This is a genomic window from Erwinia tasmaniensis Et1/99, assembly GCF_000026185.1.
GTDB lineage: Bacteria > Pseudomonadota > Gammaproteobacteria > Enterobacterales > Enterobacteriaceae > Erwinia > Erwinia tasmaniensis.
This window is the reverse complement of record NC_010699.1, coordinates 1-22,922: the sequence shown is the minus strand read 5'-3', so window position 1 is coordinate 22,922 and position 22,922 is coordinate 1. Positions and strand designations below refer to the sequence as shown.

Annotated in this window: 26 protein-coding genes; 2 read left to right on the top strand and 24 right to left on the bottom strand. The window is 47.0% G+C overall.

All coding sequences use genetic code 11. From position 1 onward, the window contains the following. Nucleotides 1-12: 12 nt before the first annotated feature. The 18 genes from traT to ETA_RS00570 form a co-directional block, all read right to left on the bottom strand. Entirely contained in the window at nt 13-744 is a 732-nt protein-coding gene (traT, locus tag ETA_RS00650) for a complement resistance protein TraT (protein ID WP_042958456.1), read from the bottom strand. A gap of 130 nt (nt 745-874) precedes the next feature. Further along, nucleotides 875-1,348: a hypothetical protein gene (locus tag ETA_RS00645; RefSeq protein WP_042958431.1), complete on the bottom strand. Its 474-nt coding sequence runs from the start codon at nt 1,346-1,348 to the stop codon at nt 875-877. Then, complete coding sequence (gene traG / locus ETA_RS00640; protein WP_012443485.1) at nt 1,317-4,337, bottom strand: conjugal transfer mating-pair stabilization protein TraG; 3,021 nt, start codon at nt 4,335-4,337, stop codon at nt 1,317-1,319. Before traG ends, ETA_RS00645 begins: the two co-directional genes overlap by 32 nt. A 3-nt stretch (nt 4,338-4,340) precedes the next feature. Continuing rightward, nucleotides 4,341-5,711: a conjugal transfer pilus assembly protein TraH gene (gene traH / locus ETA_RS00635; protein ID WP_012443484.1), complete on the bottom strand. Its 1,371-nt coding sequence runs from the start codon at nt 5,709-5,711 to the stop codon at nt 4,341-4,343. A 6-nt stretch (nt 5,712-5,717) separates the two neighbouring features. Beyond that, a complete protein-coding gene (locus ETA_RS00630; protein ID WP_012443483.1) occupies nt 5,718-6,350 on the bottom strand; it encodes a type-F conjugative transfer system pilin assembly thiol-disulfide isomerase TrbB in 633 nt (210 codons plus the stop codon). Between the two features lie 7 nt (nt 6,351-6,357). Further along, nucleotides 6,358-7,146, bottom strand: a complete 789-nt coding sequence (traF, locus tag ETA_RS00625) for a type-F conjugative transfer system pilin assembly protein TraF (protein WP_012443482.1) — start codon at nt 7,144-7,146, stop codon at nt 6,358-6,360. Beyond that, nucleotides 7,146-9,038 carry a type-F conjugative transfer system mating-pair stabilization protein TraN gene (gene traN / locus ETA_RS18740; protein ID WP_157861764.1) on the bottom strand — a complete coding sequence of 631 codons (1,893 nt, stop codon included), beginning with the start codon at nt 9,036-9,038 and terminating at the stop codon, nt 7,146-7,148. Before traN ends, traF begins: the two co-directional genes overlap by 1 nt. After that, nucleotides 9,001-9,594 (bottom strand): type-F conjugative transfer system pilin assembly protein TrbC, encoded by a 594-nt coding sequence (gene trbC / locus ETA_RS00615; protein ID WP_042958429.1) that lies wholly within the window; start codon nt 9,592-9,594, stop codon nt 9,001-9,003. The genes traN and trbC overlap by 38 nt, the downstream gene beginning before the upstream one ends. Next, on the bottom strand, nt 9,579-10,604 hold the full coding sequence (gene traU, locus ETA_RS00610; RefSeq protein WP_012443479.1) for a conjugal transfer pilus assembly protein TraU: 1,026 nt from the start codon (nt 10,602-10,604) through the stop codon (nt 9,579-9,581). The genes trbC and traU overlap by 16 nt, the downstream gene beginning before the upstream one ends. Further along, nucleotides 10,601-11,212 (bottom strand): type-F conjugative transfer system protein TraW, encoded by a 612-nt coding sequence (traW, locus tag ETA_RS00605; RefSeq protein ID WP_012443478.1) that lies wholly within the window; start codon nt 11,210-11,212, stop codon nt 10,601-10,603. The genes traU and traW overlap by 4 nt, the downstream gene beginning before the upstream one ends. Beyond that, nucleotides 11,209-11,622 carry a TrbI F-type domain-containing protein gene (locus tag ETA_RS00600; RefSeq protein ID WP_012443477.1) on the bottom strand — a complete coding sequence of 138 codons (414 nt, stop codon included), beginning with the start codon at nt 11,620-11,622 and terminating at the stop codon, nt 11,209-11,211. Before ETA_RS00600 ends, traW begins: the two co-directional genes overlap by 4 nt. After that, a complete protein-coding gene (gene traC, locus ETA_RS00595; RefSeq protein ID WP_012443476.1) occupies nt 11,601-14,249 on the bottom strand; it encodes a type IV secretion system protein TraC in 2,649 nt (882 codons plus the stop codon). The genes ETA_RS00600 and traC overlap by 22 nt, the downstream gene beginning before the upstream one ends. 63 nt (nt 14,250-14,312) lie before the next feature. Continuing rightward, complete coding sequence (traV, locus tag ETA_RS00590; RefSeq protein ID WP_012443475.1) at nt 14,313-14,846, bottom strand: type IV conjugative transfer system lipoprotein TraV; 534 nt, start codon at nt 14,844-14,846, stop codon at nt 14,313-14,315. 19 nt (nt 14,847-14,865) lie between these two features. Beyond that, on the bottom strand, nt 14,866-16,239 hold the full coding sequence (traB, locus tag ETA_RS00585) for an F-type conjugal transfer pilus assembly protein TraB (protein WP_012443474.1): 1,374 nt from the start codon (nt 16,237-16,239) through the stop codon (nt 14,866-14,868). Beyond that, nucleotides 16,232-16,978 carry a type-F conjugative transfer system secretin TraK gene (traK, locus tag ETA_RS00580; RefSeq protein ID WP_012443473.1) on the bottom strand — a complete coding sequence of 249 codons (747 nt, stop codon included), beginning with the start codon at nt 16,976-16,978 and terminating at the stop codon, nt 16,232-16,234. The genes traB and traK overlap by 8 nt, the downstream gene beginning before the upstream one ends. Before the next feature lie 11 nt (nt 16,979-16,989). Next, entirely contained in the window at nt 16,990-17,556 is a 567-nt protein-coding gene (locus ETA_RS00575; RefSeq protein WP_012443472.1) for a TraE/TraK family type IV conjugative transfer system protein, read from the bottom strand. A 3-nt stretch (nt 17,557-17,559) separates the two neighbouring features. Further along, nucleotides 17,560-17,862 carry a type IV conjugative transfer system protein TraL gene (gene traL / locus ETA_RS18940; RefSeq protein ID WP_012443471.1) on the bottom strand — a complete coding sequence of 101 codons (303 nt, stop codon included), beginning with the start codon at nt 17,860-17,862 and terminating at the stop codon, nt 17,560-17,562. A gap of 6 nt (nt 17,863-17,868) precedes the next feature. Then, on the bottom strand, nt 17,869-18,186 hold the full coding sequence (locus tag ETA_RS00570) for a type IV conjugative transfer system pilin TraA (RefSeq protein ID WP_012443470.1): 318 nt from the start codon (nt 18,184-18,186) through the stop codon (nt 17,869-17,871). A gap of 304 nt (nt 18,187-18,490) precedes the next feature. Between ETA_RS00570 and ETA_RS00565 the strand changes: the two genes are divergently transcribed. Beyond that, nucleotides 18,491-19,111, top strand: coding sequence for a hypothetical protein (locus ETA_RS00565; protein WP_012443469.1), 621 nt, complete (start codon nt 18,491-18,493; stop codon nt 19,109-19,111). A gap of 49 nt (nt 19,112-19,160) precedes the next feature. Here the strand turns inward: ETA_RS00565 and ETA_RS00560 are convergent, their stop codons facing one another. Beyond that, the gene (locus ETA_RS00560) at nt 19,161-19,547 is read right to left on the bottom strand and encodes a hypothetical protein (protein WP_012443468.1); all 387 of its coding nucleotides are present in this window, start codon (nt 19,545-19,547) and stop codon (nt 19,161-19,163) included. 762 nt (nt 19,548-20,309) lie between these two features. Between ETA_RS00560 and ETA_RS00555 the strand changes: the two genes are divergently transcribed. Further along, complete coding sequence (locus tag ETA_RS00555) at nt 20,310-20,831, top strand: lytic transglycosylase domain-containing protein (protein ID WP_012443467.1); 522 nt, start codon at nt 20,310-20,312, stop codon at nt 20,829-20,831. Nucleotides 20,832-20,864: 33 nt separating this feature from the next. Here ETA_RS00555 and ETA_RS00550 read toward each other — a convergent pair whose 3' ends face one another. The 5 genes from ETA_RS00550 to ETA_RS00540 all read right to left on the bottom strand — a co-directional run bounded on the left by ETA_RS00550 (nt 20,865) and on the right by ETA_RS00540 (nt 22,799). Then, entirely contained in the window at nt 20,865-21,116 is a 252-nt protein-coding gene (locus ETA_RS00550) for a hypothetical protein (protein WP_012443466.1), read from the bottom strand. Between the two features lie 9 nt (nt 21,117-21,125). After that, entirely contained in the window at nt 21,126-21,332 is a 207-nt protein-coding gene (locus tag ETA_RS19575; RefSeq protein ID WP_012443465.1) for a hypothetical protein, read from the bottom strand. A 59-nt stretch (nt 21,333-21,391) separates the two neighbouring features. Next, a complete protein-coding gene (locus ETA_RS20250; protein WP_162012980.1) occupies nt 21,392-21,517 on the bottom strand; it encodes an antirestriction protein ArdA in 126 nt (41 codons plus the stop codon). Nucleotides 21,518-21,579: 62 nt separating this feature from the next. Beyond that, the gene (locus ETA_RS00545; protein ID WP_012443463.1) at nt 21,580-21,891 is read right to left on the bottom strand and encodes a hypothetical protein; all 312 of its coding nucleotides are present in this window, start codon (nt 21,889-21,891) and stop codon (nt 21,580-21,582) included. A 77-nt stretch (nt 21,892-21,968) separates the two neighbouring features. Then, entirely contained in the window at nt 21,969-22,799 is an 831-nt protein-coding gene (locus tag ETA_RS00540; RefSeq protein ID WP_012443462.1) for a DUF932 domain-containing protein, read from the bottom strand. Nucleotides 22,800-22,922 lie beyond the last annotated feature (123 nt).

The window sequence follows — 22,922 nt, the reverse complement described above, 5'->3', positions numbered from 1 at the left end:
CCTGGTTGTGGATTAAAGAATTCCGGCGATAGACTTGGCCAGCTGCGCTTCAAGCACGGGCTTGGCTTCAGGAAATTCCAGATTGACCTTCTCGGCGTTAGACATAATGCGGGTCTGATACGTCATGCGGTTGCCTGTGGTCTTAACCGACTGCTTCAGGTTGCTGCCCGTACCCTGCGCCAGACTGGCGCTGCGCGTGGTGTCCACGGCCCCTTCAGTTTTCTGTGAAATCTGAAGATCGGTAATCATTGAGTAGTTGATATCTTTCACCATGCCGTCTGCCACGGCACCCAGCAGGCCCGATGCGGCACCAATGCCCAGGACACCGCCTGTGCCCACGCCGTTAAAGGCGGCAATGCCTGCGCCCAGCGCCGCCCCGGTAAAGGCCCCCTGATAGCCCGTGTTCATCATGGACAGTGCTTCGCGGGCGTCCATCTTGTCGGCCTTCAGCACGTTCACCTGCACCCAGTATTCGGCTGATTCCGGTGACGCCAAGTGATAGCCCTTGGCCTGGAGCTGGGACTGAATCTTGCTCTGCAAGTCGCTCATGTCTTTGTCAGAGGTGTTATGCACGTCGATATAGACCGATTTATCGGAGCTTGGCTGTAACCAGATTGACTGACTCATCTGTGTCTTCACATCGAGATTACGCTTGGATATTGCTGTGTTAACAGCACTGCATCCAGACAGTGCAACGGCGGAAGCAACGCATAATGTAACCAGTAACTGCTTTTTCATAGATATCCCAATCATTTATTTCAAAACCGCTCGCCGCAGAATCGTGACCGAACACAGTGAGCGAACGAGCGAGGAAGCGGAATTTCACTGAAGCCGAACCGGGCACTTACGCACCTGATTACGGCCTACGCGCTAGTTAATCAAATTTAATCGGCTGCCCATTACGGTAATAACCCGCTGTCCCATCCGGCCCAGGGCGATATTCGTACATGTCCGGTTTTATTTCATCGGTATCAAGTGGCTGATCTTTAGATATCTGACGGGATTCCTCCGGGCTGCACACCCGGACACCGCACCACAAGTACATTACGATAAACCACGGAATAGCGAGTTCAAACGTGCCGTCTCCGGCATGGAAAAATATTTTGCTGACACCAACCACTGCCAAGAGGACGAACCCGAACAGGTTCTCACCTCGGCTGAACGTGCGTGCCTTCATGAACCCACCAAGGGCAGTTATCACCGCCAGGAATGCAACAAGGAAGCCCCATCGTATGCCGAAATGTAAGCCCTCATTCAGCAGAAATAACATCACAACGGCAGCAGAACCTGCCTTGCGTATCACCTTCTCTGTGCGGCTAACGTCTGTATCCGCTATAACGTTTCGCATTTTCCAACACCTCTTTTGTATTCATCGTCGGCAGGTTTATAGTTGGCTCTTTGTTCGCCTGTTTATTGTTTTCTAACTGATCACCGAATCCATGCTGGCGAATCTCGCCGCTGTTTTTGAGCATTTCCTGCTGCTTTTCGATCTCTTTTTTCTGCGCACCCACCGTATCTGACGGCGCGGTATTCAGCGGCTTTGGTTCGCTAACCATTTCGGGGATTTCATGTCCGTGCGCCGCTGCGTTGAGTCTCGCGTTATTGTCACTGAAGTTCTGCCCCTGACGGCTCCCTTCTGCTGGGAACTCGCCGCGGCCTGACGGCTCCTGTGCATTATGCTGGCTCACGCCCTGCGGTTCGCTCGCGGCAGACGTTATGCCGCGTGCTTGCGGCTGATTGACACTGCCACTGTGCTGACTTTGACTGCTCCCTTCTGCCGGGAACTCGCTGCGGCCTGACGGCATATTCGCGTTTCCGCTGGTGCCGAAGTTCTCTCCCAAGTTGCTGCCTCCAGCAGGGAAGGCTTTCCCGACTGGCTGGCTCATCGCCTGCTGCATATTCTGCTCATGGCCGACTTCCATATTCTGACCGAATCGCTCTCTCACGAACTCTGCCGCCAGCGGCGTCTGCTGGCTTACGTTTGTAAGCTGCTCATCCGTTGCACCACGTTCCCGTGCCCAGTTCACAAACTCCTGATTCATGTTGGCGTTAAAGCCCGCACTGTCGGTCTGCGCTCTCTGCGCCTGCTGGCTCAGTTCATTAGCCTTCGTCTGGCTGGTTGTGTATTGGCTGTATTCGCTGTCTGCCGTGCGGAGTGAGCTTTCCAGACGGTTTGAGCGCCCGTCTGTCTGCGCCTCTGCCGTATTACCTCCGCTATAGTCACGGGCCTGCTTGAGCGTATCCAAACTCTCGCGGAAATCTTTTCTATCCGTTGCGGACATATCCTGCATATGGTCGCTGGAACGGTCGCTGCCTTTAGTAGTGATTCCTGTTTCACCATAAGTACGACCAGCAGACACTCCGGCACCCGCTTTCACCGTACCCCCGTTACCCGCAACTTCAAGCCCTGCGGAAGTCTGGAATCCGGCGTCCGCATGGTAATTGTCGCTGTCAGCCTGAGAATACATTCTGTTGAATGCTTCCTTGTCTGAGACGCCCCAGCGCTGCGCATAGTTATGTGCCATATCCATCACATGTGAAGCCGTCTGACTCTGTGAAACGCTGTCTGACGCTTCAGAACCGTGCGAAGCCGTGTTACTGCGGCTTGTGCCGTGGCTCAGGTCATTCATCTGACTGTAGGCGGTATCCGTTGCATGGTTGAAACCTTGCAGGTGCGAACTGGCCTGCGTACTGGCCTGTCTTGCGCCCTGCGTCAGTGAATCGCTCATGTTGCTGGCAAAGTTGACATTAGTTGCCAGCTTCGACACCGCACCCGTACCGTCGAGTACGTGCGAACCGTCTGCCGTAGTAGACGTTAACGCACCGTTACTCATCTGCGTAGTAGTCATGCCCTCACGGTGATCGGCGTTGGTATTCCATTTATTCGCACTGACGTTATCCTGCGATAAGTTATTGAATGACCAATTACCGTCTTCCGCCAGGCTTGCACTCGCACCGGATGCCAGCGCTGCGCCACCAGTAACTGCGCCCACAACTTGAGAACCCACAGCTGCTGCGCCTCTAGTGATAAGATACGACAGCACGGGGATCGCGCCCAGGCATAAATAACCAGCAACCGCAGCCATATCAGTGTAATAACCTGCGATTTCGTATCTTGCAGATAAAGAATCTCCGCCACTCAGCGCCACGGTGTGTCCCTTCAAGGAGTACATCGCCACAAAGTTAACAAGCGAAAACATAATGGGCCACATCTGGAGGTACAGCCATCCGCCCGCATACGTCATTATTGTTTTCAGGCCGAAGGTTTCATGGCTGACCAGCGAAATGGCAATCACCAACGGGAAGATACAGACCAGGATCAATTCCAGCACGGAGTGAAGCAGTGGCATATAACGTGCGCCGATATGCTGCTCCACCTTACCCTGCATATTCGTCTTCATTGCCGTCTGCTGCTCGGCAATGATTTCAGCCAGTGAATCATTGCGGTCTTCCGCCGCCAGCGTGCCAACGGAACGGTTAACCGCCGTCTGCAAAATTCTTTTCTTCAAAATGTCTGTCTGAGACTTTCCCACACCATAGAAGAACTGTGACGAGTCCTGAATGTAATCATTCATCTGGTTTGAAGCAGTGCTGTTGGTACCAAATACCCGCTGCGTCCACGATTTGAGTTCCTTCTGAAAGGTGACAAGCGGCGAATTAAGCGCCTTCTGAATCTGCGATGCGGCAGCGAAACAAGTGATGATCGTGACGTTACCGCTGTTGTCGGTGTACGGCATTGAGGCAATCTGGCTCGGATTCTGGAATATAACTTGTGAGATATCCTGCGCCTCCAGAATGTCGTGAACGTGGTACTGATTGTTAATCAGGAGTGCGGGCACCGCACACTTGTTCATGTAGGCCAGCAGGTTATCTGACACCGGAAAGCTGTAGCTTGGTATGTCACGTTGCGCTACAACAAGATCGGCTCCAAACGCCATGCCTGTCTTACTGTACTGTAGCGCATCCGGCAGGCTGATATCTTCGTCAAACTTGGAAGCCACAGCGTAGCCTACGGTTGTTGCGAAGGATGAAATGAAGCCCAGTACCACAGGGACGTTATCTACTTCATACACAGCGGCCTGGTTAGATAGGTCAATAATCTGCACGGGCCGCTTGGGAACAAGGCAGATAATAGTGATGATGAAAAACACCGCCAACCACTTGATGAAAGCCGTGAAGTCCCTGCCTTTCAGCCAGAACATCAGTACGCTGATGACCGAAAAGACGCCCGCGATACGGATGAGTCGGTCAAATGACCCCGAACCCAGTATTGCGACCGTACCGTTCATTGCTTCGCGCCACATATCACCGGCTGCCGTTACATAAATCGTAAACATGCGTTATTCCCCGAAACTGTAGTTGGCTGAATACATAGTTCCCACTTTTGTTGAGGTCTGCTGCTGAAGGTACGTTAGATGGGTGTTGATGGCCTGTAGTGTGGTCATATCAGCGTTGGACTCGACCTTTAACTGCTGTACGAGATGTTGCGCCGTTACGATATTTTCACGCAGTTGCTGCGCAGCTTCCTCAGGATAGTTGGAACCCAGCAATGACGACTGCGCCTGCTGCACCAGTTCGCTGAGGTACTGGAACATAATATCTTTGGCGATATAGTCAGAAACGGTGAGCAGGTACGAGCTGGCCTGTCCGCCCAGCATGTTTGACTGCATCAGAAACTGAAGCACCGGAATGCCCGTAGTGTTGATAAATCCCTTTTCCTTGTCGGTCAGTCCCACGCCGCCACTTTTAACTTTGTTATCAATTGAATCAATCATGGAGATCACCTGACGCACCAGGCCGTTGGCGTTTGAAATGGTGACGTTACCCACGATCGGGCTGAGGCATTTGTCGCTGTCAGAACTCGTGCATACATAGATACTGGCGCTACCGCCCTGCATCAACGCATTTAGAACGGCACGGTCAGTGACCATCGGGGCCAGGACTGTCACTTTGCCTTTTGCATCGAACACGATGGTGCCGACAAGGGACATAACGAATTGTTTCAGCTCGGAGTTACCATCAAACAGGCGGTTTTTCCCCAGCGCATCCCATATAAGATTTTTATTAATGACCACTTGGTCTTTTTTATTATCTGGGGCGTTACTGTTAACCGAATTAATCTGCCCGCCTGAACCGCATTCTTGGCGACTTTTAGCCCAGTCTGAAAACATGTTGTTTCCCGTGCCAATATCCTGGCAGATAAGCTGCTGCGACACCTGAGTGCGCGGCCACAGTCCACCAACAATACCTTGTGCGGCCTGGCAACTGCTCATGTTGGATGAGTTAATATCACTCGCCAGCTTTTCCATATAGTCCTTCGCCTGCTTCAGTTCGGGCACCATTGTCTGAAGGGCCAGGTCAAAGGCATAGCCCACAGAGTTGGACATAATCTGCTTGGCGAATTGTTGAATCTGCGCCCCGTTGATAAATGAGAATGCACCCAGGTAAGCGTCGATCCCGCCGCACCCCGAATTGAGGGACGGCACCTGGAGGGAAACAAGCTGAACCGTTTTCACTTTGTTGCGGAGATAGACGCTGCCACCTGTCATGTAGTTTGCGGCCTGCCCCTGCCACGCCTGCGCCTTTGAAACATTGCTGTCAAAGTTCATCGAGCCATAGAAACTATTAAGATCACCGTCCACACTTGAAGCGACGGGCAGGGAAACGCCCGCAACAGCAAGCCCGATCATCAGAGAAAATATTTTTTTCATTTACTGTCAGCCTTTGGTCACATTACCAGTCGGGACAGCACCCAACTGCTCGGCATTCATATGCCCGATATCCACCATGATGATGTCGCGGGCGCGGTTCATCAGTTCACTAGCTTCTGTCTGCCCCTGGTAAACCGGGTACGCTTTCAAGGTATTGACGTTCACCATGAATGTTGTCGGCGTTGCGATAGGTAAGCCGTTTCCAAAGAAAGTCATGATCTCACCCGCCAGCGCTTCGCGGGGATCAACTTTGGTCGGGATCATCGGATGCGGGAACGAGCTGTCTCCCCCACCATCGAGCGTATAGGCATAAGCATTAATCCCTGTTTCTTCAGAAAGCGCTTTGACTATGGGGTCAAACTTTGCGCTGTACGGGCAGTGCTGCTGCATGAAAACGACAAAGGCATAGTCGTTAAAATCTACCTCTGTACCATCCGGCATCGTGTAATAGTGATGCTCACGAACGGGCTTCACGGCAACGACAGCATTATCAGTGAAGAGATCCTGCATGTATTTTTCGTGGATCTCTTTTTTGTTTTTTTCCAGCGTCTGTAATTGCTCCAGCGCCGGATTCGCTGCATATATGCTGGTCGTGAATACGGTCATCAGCGCCATTGCGATTGGGATTCTGCGTTTCATATCGCCCTCAGAAGTTGGGTTTAAAGCCAGTTGCTACATACATAAAGCGGGTGGCAAGATCGTCTTGCGTCATAAAGCCATAGGCCACTGGCTCATATTTCCGGCTTTTAGGTTCAACCAGATAAAGTGCGGGGTAATGCGTAATGCGCATCGCTTTTGACTGCCCGGTGTCCGGGCGAGTTTCCGGCAGCGTGCTTGCGACCACGCCATCAACGCTGATTGGAACGATGGAAATATTTTTTGCCTTCGCGAATGCGGAAACTACACCCGCCATCTGTGTATCCACCGGGTCGCTTCCTCGATAAAAGAGAAACAGGCCGTAATTCTCGGCTATTTTCTGAATTGCCTTATCTTCATTACTTTGCTGTTTAGCTGATTCCAGACTGGCAATAGAATTGTAATGGCTGTGTTCAAGGTTATAGTCCAGGTCAGGATATTTAAGCTGCGCTACAGAAAACGCCTGTGAAAAATAACCCGCGTGATCTGTCCAGAATTTTTGCCAGCGCTGAAATGATGCATTCGCCTCTATATCGTGTGGATAAAGGATGGCCGTTGCCAGCGCATCCTTTGTATATCCTTGTAAAACCTTAACCTGTTCCTGAATCGGCATTTTGCTTATATCGGCAATGTCACTTTTTGGCTTTTCATTTTTTTTAGCCTCATATTTATTGACTGGCTCGTTATACCAGTGCCAGCCCGTAAAAGGTTTTTCACCATCAATAACTTCATCTGCCATCACCATGTTTGAAAAAACAAAACACGCAGAAATAAAACCAACGAGAGCACACCTAGCCATTACTGGTCCCCCATATTACTAACCTGATTGTTTATTTTAGCTTTAATGCGATCTATTGTCTCCTGATTTTGAGGGAGTTTCACATTCCCCTGAACTTCAGAATAAAAATCGGCATAATCTATTTTGTCGAAGTTAACTGACTGTAATTCATCAACAGTCAGGCCACGGCAATCTGGACTTTCCGAATTACCAAAGGAAATATTAAGTTGCTTAAATCTTCCTTGCTCCTGAATTATTTTTGCCAGTTTCCCCTCAAACTGACAGTATGACTCTTTTTGCTGTACACACACACCTAATACGCGGGTTCCGCAATATGCGCCGACTTTGATAATAACTTTTTTCTCTTTCGCTTCTGCAATTGCTTTTTCTTCAGAATTACAGTGTGCAAGTCCTACACTACCGCCCCATCCGCTATCGATACAGCAGTTTTCAAAATTTGCCATTGCCTTACGACACACCACGGCCTTTCCGGTAAAAATACTGATGTCTGGTGAAGTTTTCTTGCTGTCATCACCCGCAGCGGCAACAGCAGCCAGTTCGGCTACAATTTGTCCGAATTCATTATCACCGCTTGCCTGCGTGTTACCACAGTCACCAGACTGACAGAAGTAGTTGCCACCGCAAATCTGCCCCTCGGAAGTGTATGTTTTCTGACACTGGTAGGTATCCTGCTCGTGCATACAGGTTCCATTCTGTGAATCAGTACAACTGCGTCCCGCGACCGTGCAGTTCTTATCTGCAATCAACGAACTACAATTACCCGTTGATGTAACGGGTACAACGTATGAATCCGAGTATTGCCAGCAGCTCTGCGTCTGCGAATAGGTCTGACCTTCTGAAGTCACAGTGCGAGTCCCCCCCGGATCGGTGCAGACTGAATCGGCGGATGCAGTAGCAGTAGATTTGTCGAAGTTGCAGGTTTCCGCCCAGGTCGTTGCGGCCTGTTTGTCTGAAACGGTAATCTGATATGTCACGTCAAGATGAAATACAGTCGTGCCATCGTTAATATATTTAATCAGCGTGTTATACGCCGCTTCGCTGTTACTTCCTGAAGTAGTGCTCATCGTGATAACCGCTGAGTATGTTTGCCCAGCATCTGCATGTACGCCTGCGATACTCAAAGAATCAGCACTCTTTCCGTACTGAAGTGTCACACTGCTACCTAGAATTTTCGTGTAATAGTCAAATGGTATTGAGTAATACGGGGCTGGCGTATAGACAAGTTGTGTAGAGCCACTAATAAAAGTTGCCGTATCAGGGAAAGTGAAATCTACCTTCACTTGGTTTCCATCACGATATGCGTTTTTAAGCTGCAATTTCAGCGTTCGAGTTTCCGTATGACTCGACCCCGTGAAAGTAATGCTGCCTGTACGGGCGCAAGTCTGCAACTCGGCAAGATCTTTTTCACAGGTGTAATTCTGGAAAACAGACTTAGATACTACGTTCGTTGTGCAGTGACTGTTGGTGCTGCCAACTATCGAAGCGCTACCAGCTTCATTTTTAACACCATTTTGAATAAAGTCAGCATTTGGATCGATAGTAGGTGGCGGATTACTTCTATCGGCATTGGAGACTGATTGATAAGCCTCATTTGTTGACGGTACTGATCCTTTAGCCGAATCGAGCGAACTACTACTTCCCTTAACACCTCCATAGTATCCGGCTTCTGCCGGGTTAGATGTTGCTGAAGGTACGGTATTCGTTACTCCACTCTGAGAGAGGGCGTTATTCCCCTGGTCTTTAGAGTTGCCAGATATACTACTCCCTGCACTGAATGCAGCATCCATATCATCAGCATCAGCATGAATTGCTATACCTGCAAAGGCAATAATAGAAGCGAGGAACAATTTTTTTTTACTTATCTGCGGCAAGAATTTTTTTAGCAATTTCACTACAATCACCTTCTCTGGCAACTTTCCCCAGCGCTTCCTTAACCGGAAGGCTCCCATACACTAAATCATGTTTTTCGCCACAGGTAATAACCATTGCTGGCACGGCATTTATGCCATAATCACGGAACAAAAAGGGGTCAATTATAAATCCAAAGTCTTTATCTTCTTTACTCAACTCAAAAGATTTTTTTGCCGTTTCACGGAAATCGTTATTAACAAGCCCCCGCATTGTCGGCGTAATTCCATATTTCTTTGCATCATTAACCATACTTAGCAAGCCTACATTGGGTATGGAAAAACTCAGAAAGTATATGAATTTTGGCTCTTGGTTTTCCTCAACAGCCTGCTTCTGCTGGCTGGTGATCTCCGCGCTGTTTTTGTCTACCAGAGACTGCTGACTCTGTGGAATATTGATATTCATACCCGACAGTTTTTCTTTAAAATCTTTTAGTTCTGCCTGCTTTTGCTTCATAAAATCCATATCATTTTTCGTTAAGTCTGCCGCAGAGGTTGCCGTTGAAAATAAAAGTGAAAAAATTATCAGAGATATGCGCAATTTCTTTTTCTCCAAATCAGATAACCAAAGTTTTTTTTGCTTGTAGGCAGATTATGATAACTACCCCACAACTGAGTTGTGCTTCCGAATGCATGGCACTGGTGCGCATCGGGGATCATATTGACCATCTGATAGCGATAGCGGTCTTTCGGAATAATTGGCGATGGATATTCGTAGCAGACGGATGTATTAACTCCGATGGAGTCCCAGACAATTCCTTCTCGGTGCAGCTTGGCGTCCATTCGTTCAGACAGCAGCACGCTGGCTTCAAGCGGTGAGAATTCGTTACTCACAAAACCAGTAAAGGGATACATGCTGCCCTGTGCGCCAGCACACCAGAAAAGCGGGGCTAGAGGATAACCCGCAACGCTACTGGATACTGCATCGAGTGCGCAAGCTGACTGCGCGATCAGATTCCCAAACAACGCAGCTTCAGGATTAATTAACAGTGAAAGGGTGCTGTCAGACCACATCGGATCGACTTCCGACATATACGCGATATCCATGTCACCGCCCTGAAGACAACCCGCTGACATAATAATGTTCAGCCATTCGATAAGCGGGTATTTGTACCAGTGAACGTGATAGAACGCGCCAGCCCCTTCAGCGCCCTGATCGGATTGGCCGCCTTTGCCCATGCCAACTTTGCCTAAATTGATCTGTATCCCTCCCATGTTCACCATGTTGCCCGGAACACGGGTAACATCTGTGACGGCGAAAGGTTCCCAATAACCGATGGCAAGCCCAATGCGGTAAAGAATGCCTACAGGGCAAAGCTGAATCGGTGAAGACGGGTTATTTGTGTCACTCAGGCCATTACCGCCTTTCCCTACCTGGATACTCCCAATTGAAAGAGGAAAAATACAGCGCCAGCATGTATCTGTGATCGGGTTTACCCATCGTCCCTCAGCGCCAGCTTTATCCACCGAAGCAGCCTGGCTTTGCATAGAGAACATCAACATGAAGCAAAACGCCATCACTGCGCCCGCTGCTCTGATAAAGCGATTCATAGTTTCTGCTCCTTGACTCTGAGCATATCGCCCTCCTGAAAAACTTCAGCAGGGGTATGCGTGATACCAAAACGCGTCACCATCACGCCGTATTGGTCAAAGAAAATCTGTTCATCGAGCTTTTCACTCGTTTCCGGGACGCTCCCCTTAACCAAAATAATCTTGAAATTGATTGAGTATTTAATCTTGTTTTTCACCCACTGAAGTTCTGCCGGGTTATCCCCGTTGATGAAGTACAGCGTGGATTTGAACGGGATAAAGTCCAGCGGGTTTTTCCTGTCTCCTTTATGCGTAATATAATGACCGCGACCGTCCGTAATATCCCGGTCTGCAACAAATGACGGGTCGAAAAGCCAGGTTTTATCCTGGCGTGCTTCAGAAACACCTGAGACTGGCGGAGGACGTACCGCGTGGGCTTTAACGTCCTTTTCAGCTTTTTCATGGATGCGGGCCATTTCGCCATTTTCATCCATGTGTTTCAAGCGACCGTTGATTAAATCCATCATGTCCGGCTCGTCAATCGGAAATAATTGACCGAAGGTGCCCATATCTTTAGCCATCACGGATATCGAAACGGTCGTTAACAGGATGAGAATTTTAAGCTTCACTGTTCGCCTCTGATGTTCCGGTATATATTTTCCCGTACTTCATCGGTAATATCTTTTGCACCTTTCATTACGGCGGGTTTAACCATCACGATATATCCCTGTCTTTCATACATGTCGAGCGTGTCCTGCATAGACTGTTTAAAAATAGCAGTCAATTCCTCTACGTCTTTTGGTGTTGCTTTTTTTCCCAGCATAGCCGTCTTTTGTACAAAATCATCCGTGGTGCTTTTTAAATCAAAGGTGACAATTTTCGGCTGATTCACTCTTACTATAACGGTCGCAGTAACGAAGCTGATAATGAAGATAAAAAATACAGCTGAGAGAATTAGAATCCAGTATCCTTTTATAAAAAAATAAATGCCTTTTTCTTGTTCTTCGCCGTTATTGCTCAGTTGTTGATATTCGCCCATCTTTCAAGTTCCTTTAATTCTCGCCCAAAAATCTTTTCTGCCAACATCAGTGCTGCTTCTTCGGAGCTGGCCCCGGCTTCCTGCTTCTCTGACATAAAAGCAAAGTCTTTCGCCGCAGATGAAAACATGGCGCGTGTTACAGGATCGACAAACAACCGATGGAAGCTGGAGTGTCCGCCCGACTGGATTAGCACCGAACTGAAGCCACGAAGTTTCGCCTTTCTGAATCCTTCAATAACAGATTTTTCCTGTTCAGTGTAAAAATCAGGATTGTCTTTAAGAAATTCAACAAATGTTTCTTTGCTTTGTAAAAGAGTAATTTTCGTCCCTGAATTCATCCATGCGGCACTCGCTGCCGGAGACGGTGCCTTATCTTTCACACCCACAAAGTCACTGATACCCTGAGTAATCGTCACAAAGCAACCATTGTGACGGCGCACGGTACGATAGCCTTGTTCTATAAATTTTGAGGCCGCTTCATTATCACCTGCAAGTAATTTCCAGGCTTCATCAATGATGCAAATCTTTTTAAAATTACGAGATGTTCTGTACATCTTATGCTGCACGGCAAGAATGATGGAAAACAGAACGGCTGACATTAATTTCGGTCGGCTTTCCAGCGTCCCCAGTTCAAGCACCGCAAATTTAGTATCATGGCTTAAGGTAGGATTATCTGAGTTAAAAAACTCGCCGTCACTTCCCCATGTGCAGTAACGTTCTAATAATTCGCACAACTCTGCCATACGGGAAAGAATAGTTGGCTTATCCTTGTAGTTTTCCAATACGTCTTTATTCGAGAGATATTCAACTACATAATCCACTTTACCTTTACCATTGCCTTTCTCCCAGGAATAAACCACTGCTTTATTAAGAATTTCCTGGCTTACATCATCTATTTCACCTGATGGACTAGCAAGAACCGCCATAAGGCGTCCAATACTTTCACTTTCATCTTTTATATTTTCCACATCAGCCCAGGGATTAAACCTGAGCGTGTCACCTTGCAGATATACCCCCCCCGCTTGCAGGCAGTAGTTTTTATAGCTTTCGCCAATGTCAATAACGACACCAAAACCGCCGCTGTTAAGAACCTGACGCAGCATTTCCTGAATCATAAAGGATTTGCCCGCCCCTGATGTCCCCGTTACCGCGACGTTGAAGTTTGATGCTTCACTATTGTCATCAAAAATATCCAGGAACGCGGCCTGTCCACGATAGGACGGTATAGGGGAACCCGATCCCGACAGCGTGCTCTCGCTGACAACAGGAAGCAGATTCAGCGCCGAGAATGCCGTAGAACGCAGCGCAGCCCCGGTCTTCTTCAGATCATCCCACAGGTCTTCCTGAATCATAAACGGTAACGTGGTGAGATAGTTGCGCATCTGTTGGTATTTAGCAGGCTGAATCTGAATACCGTTTTTACGGTACAGTGTGATTGCCTCCTGCTCGCAGGTTTGCAGGGCAATATCATCATCCGGCGTAAAGAGCGTAACGTTAAAATAATACTTACACAGTGAACCTTCATTTTTAGATAATTCTTCACGAATACCCCGCCATTCATTGTAAGCGCGTATTGTAGAAGGGATCAGTTTGGCGTAAGCAGAATTGGCCTTCTTCGCCAGGTCTGTTTCCTTGCGGAACGCTTCATTCTGCGTTTTCACCTGGTCTTCAATTTCAATTGTGAACGTAATAACAAAAGGACAACTGATACCGAATGCAGGGTTAACTAAGTTATGCAGGTTATCTGCTGACTGCCAGAGCGCGAAGGCTTTCGGATTTTTATTAATATTCAGGTTAACTATTCTGCTGGTAACAATGCCATTTTCTTTATCTTCACCGGGCACGTCAACAATTTTATCATGATCGCGCATACGCATACGCTGACGCAAATAATCTTCATGTACTTCTATTTCGTTAGTGGTTTCTAGTAACTGGCGACTGATATTTTCAAAATCATCATAATCACCATCGGAGGGCACAACCTGTCCGGGACGATAATTTGCCGTTTCACGAAAGGCAGAGAGAAATTCCGTTACGTTTACTACGCGACTTCCTATTTTCGCCCCGCGCAATGCAGAGACAAAACTTTCACGGGAAGCGGCTAAGATATTAAGCGATCCCTTGTCGCTGCGCATTCTTCTTTTTCCCACCACCGCAAACACGCGGTAGTTTCTCAGGTACAGCGGATAGTCCACTTCCTCGGTTGTTTCAAAACCTTTGAGCGCAGCGCGCTCATAATAGGCTTTTGTTATCTTATTCAGGCCAGGTGCAAGTTCACCCTGCCACATTTTTGAATTCATGTTTGCGTCAAGAATATTTGATACGCATTTGCTTGCCATCATGTAAAACGTAACCGGAACGTTTCTTTCCAGTCGTTTTCTGAATGCTTCATCCAGGCTCGCCATAATATCTTGATTCGCGCCAGAGAGCGGCGCAAGCTCAAGGATATACCCCACACTATTAGCGTTGATAAACATCTTTGTCTCATCATCATAATAACGATACGGCAAAAGCGCAGTGAGCGATGGATAACCTGCGGTAGTCTGCAATAATTTATTTGCAGCTTTATAATCTTCAACGCCGGACAGACCACTGATAATTTTCGAGACGGTATTAAGCAATCCCATTGTGATAACCTTTTGGATTAATTGAAATATATCTGCACATTGCGGGTCAGGGGTGCTTTATTTTTAACCGCCATTACCGATGGAATTAAATTCTTTCTTCCATGATGAATGCTCAGTCACAAACTCCACAATAGAAGGCTGATGAAAACTGTCATCTTTATCAACCCACGGGCTAATCCAAATTCTTTGGGTAACATCCTGGTATCGAACCGAATTTACGCTACCCGCCGAATTAGGATTAACTTTTTCAATTACACGCATTGGAGTGGTTGAAATCACTGGGTGTACATTCTGCTGCGGGAATAAACTGCTTTTAACAGTACTTCCTGATTCAACAGGATTAATATAGGAATTGATAACGGGCTTATTGTTTGAAAGCGGTTTAGTTGCTACCGTTTCAGAAACAACCTTTTTTTCGGAACCACCTTTAGACGCATCCAGATCGTCAAGTGATTTACCTTGCGAAGCTAGACCTTGTGCCTGCTCCATCGTAAGACACTGGTCAGTCGCGGTTTTATTACAGTCGAAATCGTCGTTCATGCCTGCGCAGCCAGAAAGTAGTGCAGTGGTGCTAAGTAAAAAAATAATTTTTTTCATATTCGTGTCCTAATTGAAATTACTGACTTGTTACGGTGCTGCCCAAATCGAGGTCTTTAGCTTTACGGATTACATCGTCGGGATTAATGATGGCTCCGTGTTGTTGACCGGAAGGAGGAAGGCTGCTGAGTGTACGGGCACCATCATCTGCCGACATGTTACCTGCTACTTTATCAACGACTTGCCCTGCCGCTGATTCCGATTTGCGGGCAATTTCATCTTCAATCGTAGTGAGCTGGAAGCCTTCCTGGAAGACAACGGTAACGGCATTACCTGCGCCAATATCAATGACTGGGTGATATTGTTCGGCACGTTTTATCCAGTACTGCGATAACGTATCTGCTGCTTTAGATGCACCGCCGCCAAATGCCTGCCGGGCAATTTCACCTGCGGCAGGCGTTGCCGTAGCACCGATGCCTACTGACGTCGTACCCGATTCAGAGATACCTGAACCTAGCCCTGACAGCACGCCTGCGGCTCCTGCGTAAGCAATGATTTTTCCGTTACGCATCACTGGCTTCCCGCGAATGCCTTCCTTGCCCTGATAGCTGACGTGCCCTTTGAATGGCATATCAACGTGGCGATCCCCCGAAATGTTGCAGGAAATATGGTCGGTGCGGACTTCGCCGCGCTCGCTTGAAATATCGCCGTAGATTTCACCCGTTACACGGCATTGATCGAGGTTGTATTTATGTCCGTTTGGTAGCGAGGCGTTGCCGAGTAACGTAAACACAACTGGTGTAGATGACTGCTGCCCGGTGACGCTGGCGTTCGCATCTGCACCTTCGATCATACTGGCATTGATGAATGAACCGGACGAAATCCACGGCAGTGGATTACCCTTTACTTTTGGGTGCTCCCATGAGAAAGAGGTATGCTGTATGCCGCCAATCTGAGGACGTGGATCATTTTTGGGTGGGACGTAATTATTGCCACCCTGGCCTACTGGGAACACCGGGGGACTGGAATAACTATTTGAACCCTGGACGTTCCACTTAACTTCTGGCTCACCAACAGCATGAGCGCCATTGTTCTGCTCAGCACTCGCCTTCTGGTTTTTTAACAAAGCATCTACCGTGGCTTTAAGCACCTGAACATCTGCTGATTCACCTGATGGCTGATTGCTCACCTGCTTTTTGAGATCATCCAACTCTTTTTCCAGTACCGCGGTTCTCTCCTGCTGCTGCTGCAAAACGCTTTTCTGAACTTGCTCTGTGAAGGCATTAGTAACCACGCCGGAAACGGGCGCGCTTTGGGGTTTTATCGCCTGCGCGGCGGGTTTACTATCACCTGCCGTGAGATAGACTATGCCCGCACCAACGCTGCCCGCGATAAGTACACCGATTAGCGTGGCGAGTTGCTTACGCTTCGTCAGCATATTAATGTTACCCATGCGCACCCCCCTGCGCATCGTCAAAGATGACGTATGCGTAGCCTTCGCCGTGTGAATAGAGGTTACGGGTGCTGAGCATCACCGCACGAACGCCAGGCGCATAAAACTGTTTTTCAGTCAGATCCTGATTCAGATACGATGGATTGTTCATAATGTAGCGGACAATGCGCATGTGAGGGCCGATGAAATGTTTATCGGCCCTCAGCGTGACGCCCACTGCGGGGCTGTACGCCTGCACACGACTGACCGGGTACTCTGAGAAATCCTGCGGGATAACGCCGTTGATGATCGATTTTGAAATGTCTACTAACGTCTTTTCGTATGACTGACCTTCTTCCCAGCTCTTTTCTTCAGGTTTCACCTTCATAGGCGCAGTCTGAGGGACAAAGCTGAGCGTTTTCCCTGGAATGCTCTTGGGGATAATCTCGATGGAAAGCGCAGAATTTTTGTCCGTTACAACAAAGAGGGTGAAAGACTGGCTAACGCCCGGCGCAAGACTGATTAATGCGCCGCCATCAGGCTGCTTCTGAGAATCGAAAGCGCCCCCCGGCCCGGAAATGTCGGTGATTTTCTCACCTTGGACGATAATTCGGTTTGGGCTGACCTGACTAAATGCCGCATTAACCTGAGCGTTTGGCCCGAAACTAATTTCCTTCACACCGGGCACCACTGCGGCATGAGTCTGAAAAGCAGCGGCGATGAGTAAAGCGGGCGATAAGAAATACTTTTTGTTTATCATTGTGCATCCACTCAGTTAGGCAGAACTTCAGTGAATTTGTTGAGCTTCACCATGCCATTAACGTAAGAAACATTGACTATGTAATGTTTCGATGAATCAGGCAGCTTGAGTTTCCCGCCCGAAGTCGAGGCTAACTGCTGGCCAGCCACTTCCGTATCATTTGTCTCCGGGTTGTAATCGAACTTTTCAATGAGGAACTGGGCACTAACATCATTTTTATGGATGTAATCAGCTTCCACTTCCAGAGCACGTTTTAGCTCGGCACGGTTTTCGGAGTCGGTATAAGAAAGAAGTTCTTTCTGCTGCGGGTCTATGGTTTCGGGGGTCACGTTTAGACGCAAGCTAACTAAAGCACGTACCAGCATCGAATTCAGATTTGCATCCCCGCGCTGATTGGATGAGACAAAAGGCTTATCAAAACCCATAGGGACGGTGATACGCTCTTGGGTGTTGTGGAATTTCCATGCAAGCCCGATTGCTCCGACGCTGGTTAAGAGAGACGCACTCAGTAGACCTGCCATAGCAAGAAATGCTACGGCGGTTCTTTTATCAATGTCCTTTTTCGTTGAAAGTTTCATTTATTAATTCACCCAATGCCTATTTCCAGAAGACGGGATTTTTCTGAAGAATGGTCTAAATAAAAAGTAGGGAAGATTCCAGTACAGAAAATCAGCCATAAACTGAGAACCTTTCCCTTTCTTCAGATAACGAAGAAGCACCCACAATAAGGCAGCCAGCAAACACATAGCGCCTGCACAAGAATAGGCAACGCCACAGATAACTGGCGTTGCAATCACTGCGACTTCATCGACTGGCAAGCCGAAAATGCGGTTTTGTTCGTTTATCGTCTCCGGGAAAGTATATTTATCAAATGTCCCGGACATAGCAAATCAACCAATAATCCCGAAGGCAATGCGGGTAAAAATAATTACCATAATCAGCCCAATGAATACCATTGGGGTTCGCGCACGGAAATACGCTATTAGCGACATAAATACTTCCGCAATATAGAAATATTTCTCCAGAGAACTACCATGCCCAAAAGTACTGTTTATCGTTGCTTGCTGAGCCTGAAGCAAATCAGTTGAGCTATCGGCGGAAAACGCAATTTCAGGCAGCATACAAACTGTTACAGCCGCCATAACAATCGACAATTTCTTTTTGTTGGCCCTTGAAAAGTTCAAAATACTTTTTAAAGCGCGTTTCATGTTGATTCCTTTGAGGATGTGTGAAAGCCCTGATTATGTGATTTGACTTATGTACACTGTACATATCCAAAAAACACATATAGTTAGGTAACTTAACGTAAACTTACTGTAGGTAATTACACAAAATAGTGACACTGAATAATTTAATGCATATCACACGATCCTTCAAGATTTATCTCAAAAAGACGCTAAAATAATTTTTTTCTTCTCACAGGCAGGGTTTAGATTGATGTGCTGTATACACGGCACTAGGATGCATTGTTAAGAGGTGCAGCGTACCGTGTACAACAGCAGTTAATTAATAATGGAATTATATAAAAATATGAGAAAAGGTAAGTTAGTACATCCTGTAAAAAGCAAGTTACAAGAGCAATTAGCCGGAAGTGGTTACGGGGATTTTGGGTCTGAGCTGGTTCGTTATAGAATTCCAGAAGAAATCACGATGAGAATAAAAAACAGCGCCAATACGCTAAAACTCGATTTTAGAGATGAAGTAATCAGAAGGCTTTGTGTATATTTTATCAAAAAACGGGAAGTCGAACCTGAGATAAACAAGTATAATATCATAGATGAAATGGCTAAAGATTTTATAATTTCAGTGGATGAATATAAAAAAACCTTGACTCAAGAAAATGAAAATTCCCTGATAAAATTCATGACTGCTTCTATGTATAATGTTAGCTTTCAGAAATCAGATGAAAATGTGACGGTTGGGAACCTACATATAGATACCATCGTCTTCAATGATATTAAACTGACGGCACAATTGCACAAACGATCCGTGAATGCTGAAATTATCTCCAGACTCGCTCGCAGTTTAAATCTTGATTACCCCGATAAGAATGAGGTTGAAAAGATAACGAAATTGCAGTTACTTCTGTTACTCAGCGAGTCTTACATACAGCATAAAATGAGAAAAATTTGATCGCATCAGCAGATGAAAAGGGCTGGAGAAATCCGCCCCTTTCTGTTTCCTACTCGTATTTATCCGCACTACCACGGAATATCCGGTTCATTTTCTTTTCAATTTCATCATGATTAATTTCACCGCTTTCCACTGCCGATTCAAGCAATTTCCTGCAAACAGAGATATCAAATAAAAGCTTTTCATAATATTCGATCATATCCACTTTGTGTTTCCCGGCAGAATCTTTCATATTATTCTCAAGAACCATCAAACCCAGCAACAGTAACTCTCCCGCAAGTCCTGACATAGTTGTACGCATAAGAATTTGGCGAAACCTAGTTATCCTGTCATTAGAAAGGAATTCGTCTTGGTATCCATTTTTATTATTTGAAAGCAACTCATCAAGTTTCGACTTTGCTTCATCAGAGATCCACACATTGAGATTTGAACTCATATAAAAACCTTTTTTTATTAAAACCCAACTTCAACACGAAAAGAACTGATAGGTAAAATCTATTAAAATATGAAATCTATAGGCTTTAGCTATTCTAAAAAAACTATTAATGCACAATAGTATCGAATTTGATCTTTAAAATTACGCTCTTGGCACAGCTCCGCCCCTCTGCAAAACTGAACAATAAATGGTCAAGGGAATGCCTCAAAACTTTACACCCAAAGGTAGAAAATCCCTCATGGCACTCGTTAAGACTAATCATAAACCATAGGAATGCTCATAGCAAACAATAGAATAAGTCATAGCAAACAATAGATTCTGACATAGAAAACCATAGTCCCTTTTTGCACAAGCAATAGTTTTACAATGGCTTTTCTATGTCAATCCTATGATAAAATAATAGTAAAACCATTGATTAGGCATAGGATTACTATTACTCATTCATGAAATGTCTATGGTTTAATCATAGATAAACCATGATTTTGACATAGCATTTCTATGAATAAACCATAGAAATGCTATAGTTTAGCACTAGCATTCCTATGGTTTCGTAATAGCATTCCTATTTTTTTTCTTTCAAATCGAAAAAAACATTGCATCTTCTATTTACTCCTATCTTGTTGTTCTTGCATGATTTTCCTGAAAGGAACAATCTTGCGTAAGGTGTGTGGTTTGAATTGGACGTGGACAGGAGGGTAGTTGCCCTGTAGTATATAAATCAGAGTGCTGCTAATCAGGAAAGAGATTGAACGGGTGCGCGATATGAAATATCAGGTGGTGGGGGTATTGGTGGCCGTTTTAACAGCCTCAATGGCGCAGACTGTATTTGCAGCGCCCGTTGAGGTTTCCGCGTGCTACGAACGCGCTGGCAGGGATTACGGTATTGATCCCGACCTGTTATTGTCTATCGGGATTCAAGAATCGCGCCTAAATAATAAAGCGATCAACAAAGGCAGTTATGATTACTGCCAGATGCAGGTCAATCAGATTCACACAGACGAATTAAAAGATTTTGGAATCAACCTGAAGGAGCTGACGCATCAGCCCTGTACCTGTATATATTCCGGCACGTGGGTTCTTGCAAAGTTTTTTCAGCGATACGGCAGGAGCTGGAACACTGTCGGGATGTATAACGCGGGCGTGAAAAATTCCCCAGTACCAAACCGAAATCGGGCGAACTACGCCAGGTCTATCCGGGGGATTTATACGGTTATCAAAATGGAAAAAAAGGAAGGCGGTGAAAAATCACTCGCCCTTTTTAATGATAATAAAACGCATAAGTAAATTTTAAAGCCGATCCATTGCGGTAATCAGCTTTCAAAAATCGGCGTCCGAAAATTGCAGCGCAATACCTTCCCTTATGCGAAGATCAGAGCTGTCGGTAATTTTTATCAGTTCTCCAGCGCTGCCGACCGTTTCCGCCAGCGGGAAACCATAGCCGCCTAAATCGTCCCCATACCCGTATTTCTTAAAATATTCAGCGCGTGTCATGTTCAAGTGGCAGTTGAATAGCCAGCCTTCTTCGAAAATTCCGCGCATGTCTTCCAGAGTTAATAGTCTGACAATCACGCTGCCCCCTCAGACCTTAATGAACATATTGCTGATATAAAGCCCTGTGCCGCTGCCATTCGATGCACGATGAAATGCTGCGCAGACTAATTCAAAAATAAGATGTTCGTTCGTGATGGTTCTCAGCCCCGCCCCAGCCCGTTTATCATTCACGGCCTTTTTGATTGCTGCCAGCTTTTCTTTCATTTCCTGAGTGTTACTTGCAAAAAGTCCCATAATTCATCCCCACGCAATGCAACTAGTAATACCCGGCTTTTATACCGGGACTCCATAATTCATACTTTACGGTAAACAAACCCGTTAAAGAGATCGTACTCATTCAGGAAGATATCGCGGGCGTAAGCCTCAAAGTCAAAATAGCCGCGCAAACCTTCCGGCAGAGGTTCTAGCAATGCATCCATATACGGGCGGCGCGTCAGCGCGGCCCGTATACCTTCCCCTGTGGTGGCTGTAAAAACCCGCACTACGCGGGTTTAATGAATTGTGCAAAAACTATCGGTGCCTGCTTTGGCCTGCAATCTCGTATGTCCTTGAGACATTCTCGCAGTTCGCTGAGCTTCATTCCCCTGCGCTTTGCTTCGGCTCTGATCAGGTCTGTATTCATCTGAAGATACAGATTTTTCGCCAGAGACTTGGCCTCATTAAAAGCTGTCTTTCTCAAGAAGATTTCATCTTCTTTACGGCGCTTCTCTGTTGCTAAATAGTCATCAAGTTCTTTGTGAAAGTTGCCGCGCTTATCAAGCGGAACATTTAAAATACCGTGGTCAAGAGCCATCTACTACCCCCGCTGTTACAGTGCCTTTTTGTTTGTGATCGCCACGCTGTTACTCCACAGCGTGGCGGGTTATTTCATCAGGCGATAATTTTTCGCATTTCTTCGGAAAGTACCCACAATGCACGGTTAAGTTTTACATCCTGATCCATTCCGGTGACGGCTCGTGTCGTGGTGCGCTTGCCTTTGGCATCGCGTCCGCGCAGGCCACCACGGATCAAGTTCTCCTGTACGCAGTTCAACGTTGTCCACATGTCATTGCTCACGTCCTCCGTGCGGTTCGCACGCAGAATCTGCGTAGGAGACACGGGTGCGGGCTTGTTTTCATCCCAGCGCAGCGTGAGGGCGGCGCTCGCAAAGGCGTGCCGCGCTTCGTCAGATAGGGCCACCGCCTGCATCGCCTCGCGGGATTCATCCACGCGATCGAAAGTATCCAGCACCTCATAAGCGCCTTCAATGACGTTCCCGGTAATGTCTCCCTTGTGCTTCACGCGAATATCAGCGATATCCTCGCCCACAACCAAACCATTCTGGCAGACGAAGCGAAACACACCCGCTTTCATCTGATAGCTGCTCGCGCCGTTGTGCGAGTTAATCAGGATGATTTCATTTGCTTGCTTGCCCGTGATCTGGTTGGCGTGGCGCAGGCGGATCATGTGCTTGGTAAAATCGCGCATCCCCTCGATGCGGGAACGAGTCTGGCACACCATGAAGGGCTGAAAACCTTCCTGGCGCAGCTTGTCTAGAATCAGGTTAGTCGGGATAAAGGTATACTGCTCAGAGCGGCTTTCGTGCTCACTTTCTGCGAAAATCGAAGGGGCAACGCGCATGATCTGCGAGTCGGTCAGCGGCACGTCAGAACGCAGTGAATTACCGCTGGCAAACTTGGTGGCAAGGCGTGAATAGTTCATAAAGTCTCCTGAAATCGCCGTTTCCGGCCTTGTTGGTCGGGCACCGCGCCCTTCCATGTATTAAATAATACGCCATTTCGTGACTTCATGCAAGCCATTTCGTTACTTTATTTGGACTTTTTC

Coding starts and splice junctions, on each gene's coding strand:
- ETA_RS00645 (WP_042958431.1), bottom strand. CDS start 1,348: ATGCGAAACGTTATAGCGGATACAGACGTTAGCCGCACAGAGAAGGTG.
- traG (WP_012443485.1), bottom strand. CDS start 4,337: ATGTTTACGATTTATGTAACGGCAGCCGGTGATATGTGGCGCGAAGCA.
- traH (WP_012443484.1), bottom strand. CDS start 5,711: ATGAAAAAAATATTTTCTCTGATGATCGGGCTTGCTGTTGCGGGCGTT.
- ETA_RS00630 (WP_012443483.1), bottom strand. CDS start 6,350: ATGAAACGCAGAATCCCAATCGCAATGGCGCTGATGACCGTATTCACG.
- traF (WP_012443482.1), bottom strand. CDS start 7,146: ATGGCTAGGTGTGCTCTCGTTGGTTTTATTTCTGCGTGTTTTGTTTTT.
- traU (WP_012443479.1), bottom strand. CDS start 10,604: ATGAATCGCTTTATCAGAGCAGCGGGCGCAGTGATGGCGTTTTGCTTC.
- ETA_RS00600 (WP_012443477.1), bottom strand. CDS start 11,622: ATGGGCGAATATCAACAACTGAGCAATAACGGCGAAGAACAAGAAAAA.
- traC (WP_012443476.1), bottom strand. CDS start 14,249: ATGGGATTGCTTAATACCGTCTCGAAAATTATCAGTGGTCTGTCCGGC.
- traV (WP_012443475.1), bottom strand. CDS start 14,846: ATGAAAAAAATTATTTTTTTACTTAGCACCACTGCACTACTTTCTGGC.
- traB (WP_012443474.1), bottom strand. CDS start 16,239: ATGGGTAACATTAATATGCTGACGAAGCGTAAGCAACTCGCCACGCTA.
- traK (WP_012443473.1), bottom strand. CDS start 16,978: ATGATAAACAAAAAGTATTTCTTATCGCCCGCTTTACTCATCGCCGCT.
- ETA_RS00575 (WP_012443472.1), bottom strand. CDS start 17,556: ATGAAACTTTCAACGAAAAAGGACATTGATAAAAGAACCGCCGTAGCA.
- traL (WP_012443471.1), bottom strand. CDS start 17,862: ATGTCCGGGACATTTGATAAATATACTTTCCCGGAGACGATAAACGAA.
- ETA_RS00570 (WP_012443470.1), bottom strand. CDS start 18,186: ATGAAACGCGCTTTAAAAAGTATTTTGAACTTTTCAAGGGCCAACAAA.
- ETA_RS00565 (WP_012443469.1), top strand. CDS start 18,491: ATGGAATTATATAAAAATATGAGAAAAGGTAAGTTAGTACATCCTGTA.
- ETA_RS00560 (WP_012443468.1), bottom strand. CDS start 19,547: ATGAGTTCAAATCTCAATGTGTGGATCTCTGATGAAGCAAAGTCGAAA.
- ETA_RS00555 (WP_012443467.1), top strand. CDS start 20,310: ATGAAATATCAGGTGGTGGGGGTATTGGTGGCCGTTTTAACAGCCTCA.
- ETA_RS19575 (WP_012443465.1), bottom strand. CDS start 21,332: ATGGGACTTTTTGCAAGTAACACTCAGGAAATGAAAGAAAAGCTGGCA.
- ETA_RS20250 (WP_162012980.1), bottom strand. CDS start 21,517: ATGGATGCATTGCTAGAACCTCTGCCGGAAGGTTTGCGCGGCTATTTT.
- ETA_RS00545 (WP_012443463.1), bottom strand. CDS start 21,891: ATGGCTCTTGACCACGGTATTTTAAATGTTCCGCTTGATAAGCGCGGC.
- ETA_RS00540 (WP_012443462.1), bottom strand. CDS start 22,799: ATGAACTATTCACGCCTTGCCACCAAGTTTGCCAGCGGTAATTCACTG.